The sequence below is a fragment of the Niveispirillum sp. GW835-FHT14G11 genome (genome assembly GCF_058793615.1).
The window spans coordinates 187475-201317 of record NZ_JBXAFZ010000012.1 but is presented as its reverse complement, the minus strand read 5'-3'; the positions used below and the strand labels follow the sequence as shown (position 1 = coordinate 201317).

Below are 13843 nucleotides of genomic sequence, written 5' to 3'. Positions count from 1 at the left end.
GAACCTTATTCACGCGGGCGCTCCCTGCATCACCCGCCTGGTATTGCGGGCGATGACGCCATAGCGCGGCGCCAGCAGGATGGAAAGCCCCAGGATGACACCCGCCAGCACGGCGATGCTGCCGGCGGCACTGACGGCACCATCAAAGCCCAGCAGCCCCGGCCCAAAGGCGCCCAGGCCATAGCCGCCGATGCCCGTCACCCCGCCGATCAGCAAGGACAGGCCCAGCTGCGGCGCCATCCGGTCGGTATAAAGCCGGGCCGTGGCAGCAGGGCAGATCAGCATGGCGATGACCAGGATCGATCCCACCGCCTCGAACGAGGCGATGGCGGCCAAGGCGGCCAATGCCACGATCACATGCTGCACCAGCCCACTTTTCAGGCCCAGCGTGTTGGCCAGGCCGGGATCGAAGCTGACCAGGGTGAATTCCTTGAAGAAGGCCAGGATGATGACCAGGCAGAAGGCAAAGACCGCGATCAGCTGCAAAACCTGCCTTGGCAGGGTGGCCCAGATGCTGGGATCGGCCAGATCGGCCCAGCCGCCGGGGGTGAGCCACAGGATGGCCTCCAGCTGCCCGTACAGCACGCAATCGGCATCCAGATCCACCTGCCGCGCCGGCCCCTGCTCGATCAGCACGACGCCCAGCGCGAACAGGCCGGTGAACACCACGCCCATGGCGGCCCCGGCCTCCACCCGCCCCAGGCGGCGCACCAGCTCGATCATGCCGCCGGCGATCAAGGCAGCGGTCAGGGCGCCGGCGATCATGGGGAAAGTATCGCGGGTGCCCGCCACCAGGAACCCCGCCACGATGCCGGGCAGCACGGCATGGGAAATGGCATCGCCCATCAGGCTTTGCCGCCGCAGCACCAGGAAATTGCCGACCAGCGCGCAGGACAGGCACGCGAACAGGGCCGCCAGCAAGGCCGGCAGATCAACGGACAGGAAGGTGACGGCATCGATATTCATGGCGCCAGCTCCCCGGCCAGCAGGGCCTTCTTCATCCGGGCGCGACGCAGTTCCCGGCTCAGCAACCCGCGCGCGGGTGCGACGATCAGACTGACGAAGAAGAACAAGGTGGCCACCAGCACGATGATGGCCCCGGCCGGCAGATCGGCGAAACGGGCCGACAGCAGGGCGCCGATGCCGCCCGACGCCGCGCCGACAAAGCCGGCGATGACCAGCATGCGGGCCAGATCATCGGTCCAGAACCGCGCCGTGGCGGCCGGCGTGATCAGCAGGGCGATGATCAGCACCAGCCCCACCGTCTGCAAGCCCACCACGGTGACCAGCGTGACCAGCGCCATCAGGGCCAGATCGACGCGGCCGGTGGGCCAGCCCGACGCGCGGGCAAAGCCCTCATCAAAGGCCAGCAGGCGGAATTCCTTGAAGAATATCCAGACCATCAGCGCCGCCAGCAGGGCCAGACCGCCCAGGCCCAGCGCTTCGCCTGTGCGCATCGCCGCAGTCTGGCCGAAGATGAAGCCCTTCAGCCCGGCGGCATTGGCGGCAGGCAGTTCCTGCACCACCGACAGCAGCACGACGCCGGCCCCGAAGAACACCGACAGCACGGCACCGATGGCCGCATCCTCCGTCAACCGTGTCCAGCGCTTGATGGCCTGGATGGCGGCGACGGAAAGGGCACCGCTGATCGCGGCACCGGTCAGCAGCAGCGGCAGGGACCGGCCCTCGATCCCCAGCGCGATGCCGACCAGGAAGGCGGTGACGATGCCGGGCAGGGTGGCATGGGACAGGGCGTCGCTGACCAGGGCGCGGCGGCGCAGCACCATGAAACAGCCGACCATGCCGGCGGCCAGTCCCAGGGCCGTGGCCCCGCCCAGCACGACCAGGGTGTTATGTCCCACCATCTCCATGATCAACGCGGCGCCAACAGCAGGCCGCTGGCCCGCTGGCCATAGGCGCGGCGCAGATTTTCCTCGGTCAGCGCCTCGCGCACCGGGCCGGCGGCGACCAGCCCGCCATTCAGCATCAGCACATGGTCGAAGGTCTCGGCCACCGTCTGAAGGTCATGATGCACGCAGATGACGGTACGGCCCTCCGCATCCAACTCCCGCAGCACGGCCAGGATGGTCTGTTCCGTGGCGGCGTCCACCCCGGCCAGCGGCTCATCCATGAAATAAAGGCGCGCTTCCTGGGCCAGCGCACGCGCCAGGAATACCCGCTGCTGCTGCCCACCCGACAATTGCCCGATCTGGCGGTTGGCATAATCAGCCATGCCCACCCGGTCCAGCGCCTGCATGGCGGCGGCCTTGTGTTTGCCCGTGATGCGCCGGCCCCAGCCGATCAGGCCGTAACGGCCCATGGTCACCACATCCAGGGCACTGACGGGGAAGTCCCAATCCACCGATTCGCGCTGCGGCACATAGCCGATCAGGGCACGCTGGCGCTTCAGCGGGCGGCCATAGACCTCAATGGTGCCGGTCAGGGCCGGCACCAGACCCAGCACGGCCTTCAGGAAGGTGGACTTGCCGGCCCCGTTGGGCCCGACCACCGCCACCAATCCCTGGGCCGGGGCGGTCCAGGTGACATCGCGCAGCACCAGCCGTTGATGGTACGCGACCGACAGGCCGGTCACCGACAGGGCCCCGACGCCGGCATCGGCGCTGGGGATGAAATTATCGGTCAGCAGACGTTGCAGCATAGTGTCCGTCCCTTACCGCGCGGCTAGCCGGCCCTGGAACCCGCCGGCCGGTACGGTGCCGCCCAGGGCCAGGGCGATGGTGGTGACGTTATGGTCGATCATGCCGACATAGGTCCCTTCATAGGTGCCGGGCGAACCCATGGCATCGGAATAGAGCGATCCGCCGATGGACACCTTGTGCCCGCGCGCTGCCGCCCCCTGTACCAACGCCTGGATATTGCGGTCGGATACGGAGGTTTCGACAAAAACCGCCGGAATCTTGCGATCGACCAGCAGGCTGACCATGCTTTCGATGCGCTGCAGCCCGGCTTCGGATTCGGTGCTGATCCCCTGGATGCCCACGACCTGCAGCCCATAGGCGCGGCCCAGATAGGAGAAAGCGTCATGCGCGGTAACCAGAACGCGGGACCGTTCCGGCACGCTGCCCAGCACCTTGCCGGCATAGGCGTTCAGCGCCTCATAATCCTTCGCGGCCTTGTCGGCATTGGCGGCATGGAGCACGGCATTGGCGGGGTAGAGCGCGGACAGCTTGTCGCGCACGCCCAGCAGGGCCAGGCGCCACAGTGTGGGGTCCATCCACACATGCGGGTCGGGATGGGCATCGGCCCCTTCCGGATGGATCAGCCTGTCCTTGGGCAGGGCAGAGGCGGCCTCATGCACCGGCTTGCCGCTGGCGGTCATCTTCTCCAGCATTTCAGCCATCTTGCCTTCCAGGAACAGGCCGGAATGGAACACGGCATCGGCCTTCATCAGGGCCACCGTGTCGGACCTTGTCAGCTTGTAGCTGTGCGGATCGATACCTTCGCCCATCAGGCTGGAAATCGTCGCCGTATCGCCCGCCACGGCGCGCAGCAATTCTGCCACCTGGCCCGTGGTCGCCTGCAGCACCGGCCTGTCCGCCGCCCGGACCGGCAGTGCGGCCGACAGCATACCGGCGCCGGCCAGGGCAATCAGGGTGCGGCGGGAAGGGGTGGCGGCGGCTGTGGGCACGGGATCAGGGCTTTCTGGAATCATTCCAAACTCTGTATCGCACCAGCATATAAGCGCTTTCCGGGCCGGGGCAAGGCAAAGTCCTGTGATCCTTCTATCGCAAGATCACGTCCTGGGCACGGTGGGAATCACCGTGGGATGGCTCATCAGCGCCAGAAAGGGCAGGTCGGATGGGCGGTTGCCATATCCGTGCGTCTCGTCGAACGGACCCAGCTCATGCAACAGGGCCGCCACGCGCCGGGCCTTTTCCGCCCGCACGCAATTGCCGCCCTGCATATGGCCGGTCAGAACATTGTCCCGCACCTCCATCTCGGTGGCCAGGATGCGGTGGACGGGCAGCCCATCCAGCAGGATCGGGATATAGAGCGACAGGCCGCCGGTGGCGACCACCACCATATCGCCGGCATCGGCATGGCGCTTCAGGGTGTCGAGCGTCGGGGCGTGCCAGCGCGGCCACGGTCGCATCCGTTCCGCCGCGGCTTGCGCCACCTCAAGTGGCACGCCCTTCAGCGCCCGGTGCAGCATCCCGCTCTTGATGCGGGTGCGCAGATCATCATCGGGATTGGCGCCGGCACCCATCAGCCCCGCCCGGATGGCGCGGGCGAAGACCAGGCCCGACCGCATACGCCCCGCCACCCGGCCCAGATAGGGCAACAGGCTGTCGCCCCCCACCAGGGTGCCGTCGAAATCGAAGATGGCGATGCGTCGCGTCATGGTGACGGCATAAAACAGGGGTGGGTCTTCCCGCTCAAGATTTTTCCCGCTATGTGACGGGCATTCAGTGAGGGAGACCGGTTATGCTGCGCGAAAAGATCATCATCGACACCGATCCCGGCCAGGACGATGCCGTCGCCATGCTGCTGGCCTTCGCCTCGCCCGACGAGATCGAGGTGCTGGGGGTGACAGCGGTGGCCGGCAACGCGCCGCTGGCCCACACAGAGATCAATGCCCGCAAGATCTGCGAACTGGCGGGCCGGCCGGACATCAAGGTCTATGCCGGCTGCGACCGGCCTTTGTTCCTGGATCTACATACGGCCCCGGAGGTGCATGGCGATACCGGCCTGGACGGTCCGGACCTGCCCCCGCCCACCATGCCGTTGCAGGCGCAGCATGCGGTCGATTTCATCATCGGCACGCTGCGGACCGAGCCGGCGGGCACGGTGACCCTGTGTCCCCTGGGCCCCCTGACCAACATCGCCACGGCCCTGACCAAAGCCCCCGACATCGCGGCCCGCATCCGGCGCATCGTGCTGATGGGGGGTGCGCAGTTCGAAGGCGGCAACAGCAGCCCGGTGGCGGAATTCAACATCTTCGTCGATCCGCACGCGGCGCAGATTGTGCTGAAATCCGGGGTGGATATCGTCATGTTCCCCATGGACGTCACGCATCAGGTGCTGACCACCCAGGCCCGCATGGATCAGGTGCGTGCCATCCCCGGCGCGGTGGGCCGGGTGACCTATGAGATGCTGGATTTCTATCGTCAGTATGACGAGGCGAAATATGGCACCGATGGCGGCCCCCTGCATGATCCCTGCGTCATCGCCTGGCTGATCAAGCCCAACCTGTTCCAGGGCAAACAGGTGAATGTGGAGGTGGAGACGGCGTCGGCCCTGACCATCGGCCAGACCGTGGTCGACCGCTGGTGCATCACCGGCCGGCCGAAGAATGTGCATTACATGCTCAATGCCGATGCCGACGGGTTCTTCGACTTGCTGCTGGACCGGCTGGCGCGGTTGTAAAACCGGTCGGTTGGTGGATAATTCCGCCCCTGGATGGAGGGGGCGGACATGAAACGGATCTGGGCACTGATCGCGGCCTTGCTGGGTGTGGTGCCGGTGTTGGCCGCACCGGCCTGGAACTGGCCCGATGGCCATCAGGCCGCCATCGTCCTGACCTATGACGATGCCTTGCCGTCGCATCTGGACGTGGCCATCCCGCAGTTGGACAAGGCCGGCCTGAAAGGCACCTTCTTCCTGTCCGCCATCTTTGATCAGAGGCTGGTTCCCGGCTGGCGGGCGGCCGCGGCGCGGGGGCATGAATTGGGCAATCACACCGTCCTGCATCCCTGTGCGCGCGGTACCTTCCCGATGCCGGACCACCAGAATGCCGAATCCTATCAGGTCGGTGACATGCTGACCGAGATCCGCGTGCAGAACACCCTGTTGCATGCCATCGATGGCCGGACGGCCCGTACCTTCGCCATGCCCTGCGGCCAGAAGCTGGTCGGCAGGGGACAGGACTATGTGGAGGCGTTGCGCGGGGCCGGGCTGGTGCGCTTTGCGCGCGGCATTGCCCCGCCGGCAAAGACGCCGGGGGAGGTTGATCCGTTCAACGTCCCCTCTACCTTTTTCGCCGAGACGGTCACCGGTGCGGAATTGATCGCTTTCGTCGAAGAGGTGCGCATCCGCGGCGGGCTGGGCGTCATCGGGTTCCATGGTGTGGGCGGGGATTATTCAATCACCACGGCCCAGGCGCACCAGCAACTGGTGGATTATCTGGCCGCCCATCGCAAAGAGGTCTGGGTGGCCACCTTCGATGAGGTGATGAGCAGGCTTACGGGGCAGCCGTAGGCTGCCCGAACCGATCGGTCGCTGCCTTCAGATAGGGCTGGGACACCGGCACGGCCAAGCCGTTCTGCAGGTCCAGCTGCACGGTGCGGCCGCGCTTGGCCACCTGCCGCACGGCATCCGCCGCCACCCACCAGGACCGGTGGACGCGCAGCCCCTCCGGTGCCTGCGCCACGGCATCAATCATCCGCATCAGCACCAGGGCCGATCCCTGCGTGGTATGGATGCGGACATAATGATCCTCCATCTCCAGGCACAGGATGGGGCCACGGATGGATGCGGGCAGCTTCTCCTGCAGCCCATCGCCTGTTCCCGCTGATGGCGGGGCGGCATCCGGCAGGATGTCGGGCATCGCTGCCGGCGCCGGCGCCCGCGCCGCGAACCCATCCAGCAGCGTGTCGGTCAGGAAGCTCAACCCGGTGCCGACCAGCAGGATCTGCCCAAACAGCCCCGCCAGTTCATCCGGCGTCGGCTGCCAGTCGAAGCCCATGGCCTGGTTGGCCAGTGTCACCACCAGCATCATGGGAAATGTGGCCAGCAGCACCCGCAGGCCCAGGGACGGTATCCGCGCCAGACCGGGGCGGTGGCGGGCCAGCACTGACCGGGCGAGTGCCGTCAATCCGGCCCAGCAGGCGGTGACGGAGATCCAATACCCTAGCGACAGCAGCAGCCCGCGCTCGAACGTGCCGAACGGCCCCATGACAGCCAGCGCCAGGGCCAGCAAGACCGACAGCCCCAGTTCCGCCGATATCCGCTGCATATTTCCAGGCATCAAGCACATCCGCGAAATCGCGCAAACGGCTCGATCCCTATCATGCCGGCCCCGCGAATTCACGAACTTAACGGCGTAAGGGCGTAGAAGCGGTCGCCGCGTCCGCACCGTCCCCCTAACCCGGAAAGGCACCCCATGTCCGGCGGTGTTCCCGATCCTCGTGAGAATGTCGATGCGTATACCGATCCTGTGCCTGTCCGCCGCCTGCCTGATCTTCGCGCCCGCTGTGGCGGGGCAGGAGGCCCCGCAATGGTCGGGCGTTGTTGCCCTGGGTGGGGGCCTGAAGCCGGAATATACCGGGGCTGATAAGGTGGAGCCCATCCCGTTCGCCGTCGTGAACCTGGAGAAGGGGCCCTATCTGTTCGAAATGGCGGGCCTGACGGCGCGGGCCGGCATGGAACTGGTGCCCGGCCTCTATGCCGGCCCGGTGATCAGCGTCGATATGGGCCGCGACGATGATGTGGACAGCAAACCCGTGGCCAGGCTGGACAAGATCGACAGCGGCCTGGATGCCGGCGGTTTCGTCGGCGTGCGCTTCGGCGGCAACCAGTATGGTCAGGGGGAGGTGGGGATCGACCTGACCGCCCTGTTCGATGTGTCGGACGTGCATGAGGGCATGGTACTGACGGCCGAACTGTCCTATGCCGCACTCCGGCGCCAGCAATGGTTCGTGAACCTGGATGCGCAGGCCACCTACGCCGACGCCTCCTACAATCGCACCTTCTTCGGCATCACGGCGGCAGAGGCCGGGCGCAGCGGGCTGGCGGCATACCGTCCCGGATCGGGCCTGCGTGATATCGGGCTTGGTGCCACAGTCGGATACCAGTTCGACCAGAACTGGGGCGTGATGGGCCGTGTTTCCTACGATTACCTGCTGGGCGACGCGGCCGACAGCCCCATCGTCAAGGATGAAGGCTCCCGCCACCAGGGCCTGGCCGGCCTCGCCCTTTCCTACCGGTTCTGACGCCATGATGCAGACGAACCGAAACCGGGTCCGGCGCATGGCGCTGACCGCACCCGTTGCCGGCCTGTTCTTGCTCTGGGCGCTGGCCTATGGCGGGATGGAACCACCGCCGGAGCGGCTGTATCAGCAGACCATGACGCCCGGCCTGGATGAGAATGTCGCTATCGCATCGCGCGACAGCGCCCTGACCTTCGCCCGCTACCGGGATGGAGAGGTGCTGAACCTGATGCTGGTCGAGCATTATGTCGATGGCATGGTGGCGGGCACGCTGCTGCCCGGTGGCAGTGACCCGATCAGCCTGTTCAATGAACAGGGCCATGACGGGGTGGCCGCCCTGACCGGGCCTTTCGTGCGGGTGCCGGCCACCGCCCTGGTGCAGCCGTTCGACGGTACCGCCAGCCAGATCGCCATCGGCGTCAATTATCCCGCGCACAAACATGAGGCCGACATGGAGGAACCGTTCCTGTTCCCCAAGCTGTCGCGGGCTGATCGGTGGGATGCGACAGTGCCGGCGGGCGACGGTCTGCTGGATTACGAGGTGGAACTGGGCTTCGTGGCCCTGAGCGACCTGTCGGCGAACAACGAGCCTCGCACCATGGGCCTGATCCTGGCCGCCGATTACAGCGACCGTGCCGTGCTGCTGCGCCGGGTCAACCTGCTGGACCCGGAATCCGGCGACGGATTCACCGACGCGAAAAGCCAGACGGGCTATATGCCGGTGGGCAATCTGCTGGTCATACCGCGCGACCTGCGCCGCTTCTACGCCGACCTGCGTCTCCAGCTTTTCGTGGATGGCGGGCTGCGGCAGGTGGCGCGACCGCGCGACATGGTCTGGCAGTTGGATCGGATGCTGGAGGAGAGCCGGGCCAGAGCGCATCTGTCCTGGGCCGCGGAGGGCGGACCCGCCGCCCTGCCCATCGACAGCGGCGGTACCATCCCGGCTCGCACGATCATCCTGTCCGGTACGACCGACGGTGTGGTGTTCCGCCCGCCAAGTGTGCGGCAGACTTTCATCGGGGTGATGGAGACGCTGTTCGCGCCCTGGCACTGGCCATCCTGGCGCGACCGGCTGGTGGAGCGCACCATCGCCGAGGCGCTGGCCGCCGGTCACTATCTTCAGCCTGGCCAACGGGTGGTGATGCATGCGGACCGGCTGGGAGTGATCGGCAATACGGTTATCGGTGCCGAGGCGCCGGTGACCAGATGAACGCACACCATAGCGGTCCCCGGGTGGGGCAGGGGACCGCCATGGCGACGTCACGGGGCGCTGACCCCCTCAATGAGGCGCTTTGGAAGGGTGCGGTTGTCCTGCGACACACCCCCTCTGACCCGACGACTCGCACCTGTCAGGTGGGCCGATTCCGTATCCCGGTGAGTTCTCGTCGATGGGCCGTGGCGTTGGGATGGGCGGCGGGTCCGACCAGCAGGGGGTGGTGCATGCCGATGGGCCCGGGGGCTTTCACATCCCGATCAACGGACCACCCTTAATCATTTCGCATCCATTATTACGAGAATTAGTGGTATATCAATTTGGCGCAAAATGCGCCTAAGTCATATCTTCATGCCAATGGGAGGTCAAAATGACCGATGAACCGGCATCCACGGCGGCATTCCCGTCTTGGACCTTCGCGATTCCGGCCGATGTGATGGCGGCGGGGTTCGAAATCGCCATTTATGGGCAGGATCCCAGCAGTTCCAACTGGCTCTACTGGGATTTCACCACCAGCGCCTATGTCCAGTTTCCCGCCAGCGCCAACGGGCAATATACGGCACCGCTGTTCACGGTGCCGGCGGCGGCTGGCGGCGCCACAAGCTATGAGGTGAGTTTGCCGGCAAGCCAGCAGGTGCAGTCCGGCGTGGTCGCCTTGTTCATCGGCGGGGCCAGCGGCATTCCCGTCACCAACGGCACCCCGGCTTCGCCCACCCTGGGCACCAATCCCGATGATGTGTTCAGCATCTTCGAATTCACCTATGCGACGCCGGCCACGGGCAGCGGCGCCATTCTCGATATCGACATTTCCAATATCGACCAGGTTGCCTTCACCTATACCGTGGCCAGCACCGGCAGCGTCCCGTTCCCCATGGCCAGTATCGGCAGTTCGGTGCCCCAGGCCACGCTGTTCAGCAGTTTTGCCGACAGCTTCCCCGCCGGCAGCCCGTTCCATGAATGTCTGGTGCTGGGCCAGTCATCGGCGGGCACGCAACTGCGTCTGGTGGCGCCGCAGGATGTGTTGCAGGCGGTCACCGCCCCGGTTTCGCCCAGCTATCTGGCCCCAGGTGGCGCGCCGGGCACCTCCGATCCCTTTGCCGCCGATAACAGCTATTTCTATCTGGTCTGCGAAGGTTCCCCCACGGGGGAGACGGTGCCGAACCCGCAGGGTGTCTATGGCGGCTTCCTGTTGAGCGCGAGCGGACAGCCGGCGGCGTCGCATATTTCGATCGGCTGGCTCAATGGCACCAGCCCCGGGCCCTATGTGCCGGTCAATCCCACGGCCACGACCATCAATCTCTATCGCGCCCCCGTCCCGGCGCTGGAGCCCGGTACGCCCCCGCCGGCGCCGACGCAGACCAGCGACTACAAGCTGATCACCAGCCAGTCGATCAGTGCGTGGAACAAGCTGACCAACTGTGTCTATGTCGACAGCGCGCTGACCACGGGCACGCAGGTGCCGGCGACCTCCTCCTACGGGTTCAGCGCGCTTTCCACCTGGTTCGACCAACCGCTGCGCGATTTCTTCGCCTACTACATGCAGAACGGGTTCCAGCTTTACCAGTTCAACCAGGCGGGTGGTGCCAACGGTACGCTGTGGACCGGCAATGTCCAGTGGGTCTGGCCGAATGAGGGCCAGCCGATCACCACCAGCACCTATATCGATGACAGCGGCAATGCGAAGCCCATCGCCGCGACATGGCAATGGGGCGACGGCACCCAGGCCTATCTGGCCCTGCAGCTGGTGGGCAATGCCTACGACCCCAATGATTATTCCAGTGCCCCGGCCGGCGGCACGGGTCTGGTCGCGGGCGAATACCAGGGCGCGGTGGTGAACATCTATTTCCCGTATTTTATCGGCAACACGGGCCTGGGGTCGGTCAATCTGCCGGCCACCCTGACCGACATGGCGACATCGAACTACTCCCTGTCCCCCGCCCCTGCCTGGATGAACAATGCCGTCAATGATCCCAGCCAGATGGTCTTCGGCTGCGCCGGGACATTTGCAACCCCCAACGATCCTGACGCCCTGGCCCAGGGTTTCACGCTTCTGGCCGCAAATGCCCTGACCAATATCGAGAATGTGATCGTCTCCGCATTGAACCGCGGCGTCGCCACCGGCTATGGGTTCAAGCTGGGGCCGCAGCAATATACCTGCCTCTACGCCTTCTCACAGGCGCCGCAAGCGGCGGCGCAGGCGAATGCGGTTCCGGCCGGCACCTACACCTATTACCTGTCGGCCCTGCTCAACAATGGCGCGGAAACGGCATTGACCTGGGGGCAGACCATCACGCTGGCGGCACCGTCGGCCGTGTCCCTGGCCTGGGGGCCGCTGCCGGCCGCCCTTTACAGTCAGGCGAACATCTATCGTCAGGGTGCCGATGGAACGATCATTCTGGTCGGGACGGTCGCCAACAGCGCCGCCAGCATGGCGCAATCCTTCACGGATCAGAACGTGTCGGTCACCCAGCCGACCAGCGGGGCGCCCTACATCTTTTATCCATCCTGGAACGGTGCCGGCGGTGCCACCTATGTTCCATCCAACCTCTACTCGGCTTTCCTGCACCAGAACGCCACCGCTGACCCGACCAGCGGCATCAGCATCAATGGCCTGGCCTATGGCTATCCGTTCGATGATCAGGGCGGCTTCTCGACCAACATCAATTATGGCAGCAGCTTCCCGACCGCTGTCACCTTCACGATCTCGTCGCTGACCTGAGGATGACAAAAATGGCGGGCATCGCTGCCCGCCTTTCTACCTCAACCAGACTTGGCCGTTTACTGGCAGGCCAAACATTCCTCATACTTGTTGGTCTCCGCCATCGGGGCGGCCTTGGCCTTGCCGATCTCCTTGGTGGCGTTGCTCTCGGCGCGCTGCACCGACATGGAGCGCAGGTAGTACAGGCTCTTCACGCCCTTCTTCCAGGCCATCATGTGGATCTGGTGCAGGTCGCGCTTATGCACGTCGGCCGGCAGGAAGACGTTCAGCGACTGGCTCTGGCAGACGAACGGCGTGCGGTCGGCGGCATGTTCGATCAGCCAGCGCTGATCCAGCTCGAACGCCGTCTTGAACACGTCCTTCTCATCCTGGGTCAGGAAGTCCAGGTGCTGGACCGACCCGCTGTTCAGGGTGATCTCCGACCAGGTATCCTCGTCATTGCGGCCCTTCTCCGCCAGCAGGCTCTCCAGATACGGGTTGCGCACCGAATGGCTGCCCGACAGGGTCTTGTGCGTATAGGCGTTGGCGGCCACCGGCTCAATGCCGGGCGAGGCACCGCCGGTGATGATGGAGATGCTGGCCGTGGGCGCGATGGCGATCTTGTTGGAGAAACGCTCCATAACCCCATATTCGGCGGCATCAGGGCAGGGCCCGCGCTCATGCGCCAGCTTGACCGAGGCGGCGTCGGCTTGGCGCTTGATATGGGCGAACATCCGCTTGTTCCAGACCTTGGCCATCACGCCCTCGATCGGGATCATCTGGCCCTGCAGGAAGCTGTGGAAGCCCATGACGCCCAGACCCACCGACCGCTCGCGCATGGCGGAATACTTAGCCTTGACCATGTCATCCGGCGCCTTCTCGATGAAGTCGGTCATGACATTGTCGAGGAAGCGCATCGTGTCTTCGATGAAGGTCGGATGGTCCTGCCATTCCAGGAAGTTTTCCAGGTTCAGCGACGACAGGCAGCACACGGCCGTGCGCTGCTTGCCCCACGGGTCCATGCCGGTGGGCAGCGTGATCTCGCTGCACAGGTTGGACATCTTCACCGTCAGGCCGGCCAGCTTGTGATGTTCCGGGATGGCCCGGTTCACATGGTCAATGAACAGCAGATAGGGCTCACCCGTCTCCATGCGCGCCGTCAGGATGCGGATCCACAGGTCACGCGCCTTGATGCGGCGCAGAATCTTGCCATCCTTGGGGCTGGTCAGCGCCCATTCCTCATCCCCCTCCACCGCGCGCATGAACGCGTCGGGGATGGCGATGCCATGGTGCAGGTTCAGCGCCTTGCGGTTCGGATCGCCACCGGTGGGGCGGCGCATCTCGATGAATTCCTCGATCTCGGGGTGGCTGACCGGCAGGTAGCAGGCGGCCGAACCCCGGCGCAAAGACCCTTGCGAGATGGCCAGTGTGAGGCTGTCCATGACGCGGATGAAGGGGATGACGCCGCTGGTCTTGCCGCTATCCTTCACCTGCTCGCCGATGGAACGCAGATTGCCCCAATAGGAACCGATGCCGCCGCCCTTGGCGGCCAGCCAGACATTCTCGTTCCACAGGCCGACAATGCCTTCCAGGCTGTCGGTGGCCTCGTTCAGGAAGCAGGAGATCGGCAGGCCGCGGACGGTGCCGCCATTCGACAGGACCGGGGTGGCCGGCATGAACCAGAGACGGGAGATATAGTCATAGAGGCGCTGGGCATGCGCAGGGTCGTCGGAATAATAGCTGGCGACGCGGGCGAACAGGTCCTGGTAGGTCTCCCCCGGCATCAGGTACCGGTCATCCAGCGTGGCCTTGCCGAACGCCGTCAGCAGCTCGTTGCGGGAGTGATCCACAGTGACCGGCGCATGTTTGCGCATCTGGATCTGGCCGAATAGGTCGGCACCCTGCGGGTTCCACTCGTTCACTTCACCATCGCGCATGACTTATCCCCGTTTTCCCCAGTGCCCCGGCTGTGGATAACTGCCC

General features: G+C 65.3%; 12 protein-coding genes. 5 read left to right on the top strand and 7 right to left on the bottom strand.

Annotation, left to right across the window (positions count from 1 at the left end):
- Positions 1–9 precede the first annotated feature (9 nt).
- The 5 genes from AC1Q7F_RS22095 to AC1Q7F_RS22075 all read right to left on the bottom strand — a co-directional run bounded on the left by AC1Q7F_RS22095 (position 10) and on the right by AC1Q7F_RS22075 (position 4363).
- On the bottom strand, positions 10–966 hold the full coding sequence (locus AC1Q7F_RS22095; RefSeq protein WP_492510701.1) for a metal ABC transporter permease: 957 nt from the start codon (positions 964–966) through the stop codon (positions 10–12).
- Positions 963–1865: a metal ABC transporter permease gene (locus tag AC1Q7F_RS22090; RefSeq protein ID WP_492510700.1), complete on the bottom strand. Its 903-nt coding sequence runs from the start codon at positions 1863–1865 to the stop codon at positions 963–965. The genes AC1Q7F_RS22095 and AC1Q7F_RS22090 overlap by 4 nt, the downstream gene beginning before the upstream one ends.
- A gap of 8 nt (positions 1866–1873) precedes the next feature.
- Positions 1874–2659 carry a metal ABC transporter ATP-binding protein gene (locus AC1Q7F_RS22085; protein WP_492510699.1) on the bottom strand — a complete coding sequence of 262 codons (786 nt, stop codon included), beginning with the start codon at positions 2657–2659 and terminating at the stop codon, positions 1874–1876.
- Positions 2660–2671: 12 nt separating this feature from the next.
- Complete coding sequence (locus AC1Q7F_RS22080; protein ID WP_492510698.1) at positions 2672–3649, bottom strand: metal ABC transporter solute-binding protein, Zn/Mn family; 978 nt, start codon at positions 3647–3649, stop codon at positions 2672–2674.
- Between the two features lie 105 nt (positions 3650–3754).
- The gene (locus AC1Q7F_RS22075; RefSeq protein WP_492510697.1) at positions 3755–4363 is read right to left on the bottom strand and encodes an HAD-IB family hydrolase; all 609 of its coding nucleotides are present in this window, start codon (positions 4361–4363) and stop codon (positions 3755–3757) included.
- Between the two features lie 83 nt (positions 4364–4446).
- Here AC1Q7F_RS22075 and AC1Q7F_RS22070 point away from each other — a divergent pair, with 83 nt between their 5' ends.
- Together AC1Q7F_RS22070 and AC1Q7F_RS22065 are read left to right on the top strand one after the other, a co-directional pair.
- Positions 4447–5388 (top strand): nucleoside hydrolase, encoded by a 942-nt coding sequence (locus tag AC1Q7F_RS22070; protein WP_492510696.1) that lies wholly within the window; start codon positions 4447–4449, stop codon positions 5386–5388.
- A gap of 48 nt (positions 5389–5436) precedes the next feature.
- The gene (locus AC1Q7F_RS22065; protein WP_492510695.1) at positions 5437–6219 is read left to right on the top strand and encodes a polysaccharide deacetylase family protein; all 783 of its coding nucleotides are present in this window, start codon (positions 5437–5439) and stop codon (positions 6217–6219) included.
- Here the strand turns inward: AC1Q7F_RS22065 and AC1Q7F_RS22060 are convergent.
- Entirely contained in the window at positions 6203–6988 is a 786-nt protein-coding gene (locus tag AC1Q7F_RS22060) for a LytTR family DNA-binding domain-containing protein (RefSeq protein ID WP_492510694.1), read from the bottom strand. The two genes, AC1Q7F_RS22065 and AC1Q7F_RS22060, sit on opposite strands and share 17 nt — an antisense overlap.
- A gap of 172 nt (positions 6989–7160) precedes the next feature.
- On the opposite strand from AC1Q7F_RS22060, the gene AC1Q7F_RS22055 reads away from it, so the two are divergent.
- The 3 genes from AC1Q7F_RS22055 (at position 7161) to AC1Q7F_RS22045 (ending at position 11881) form a co-directional block, all read left to right on the top strand.
- Positions 7161–7952, top strand: a complete 792-nt coding sequence (locus AC1Q7F_RS22055; protein WP_492510693.1) for a MipA/OmpV family protein — start codon at positions 7161–7163, stop codon at positions 7950–7952.
- 37 nt (positions 7953–7989) lie between these two features.
- Positions 7990–9159: a fumarylacetoacetate hydrolase family protein gene (locus AC1Q7F_RS22050; protein ID WP_492510692.1), complete on the top strand. Its 1170-nt coding sequence runs from the start codon at positions 7990–7992 to the stop codon at positions 9157–9159.
- Between the two features lie 373 nt (positions 9160–9532).
- Entirely contained in the window at positions 9533–11881 is a 2349-nt protein-coding gene (locus AC1Q7F_RS22045; protein WP_492510691.1) for a hypothetical protein, read from the top strand.
- Positions 11882–11940: 59 nt separating this feature from the next.
- Here AC1Q7F_RS22045 and AC1Q7F_RS22040 read toward each other — a convergent pair whose 3' ends face one another.
- Positions 11941–13797, bottom strand: a complete 1857-nt coding sequence (locus AC1Q7F_RS22040; RefSeq protein ID WP_492510690.1) for a ribonucleoside-diphosphate reductase subunit alpha — start codon at positions 13795–13797, stop codon at positions 11941–11943.
- Positions 13798–13843: the final 46 nt, after the last annotated feature.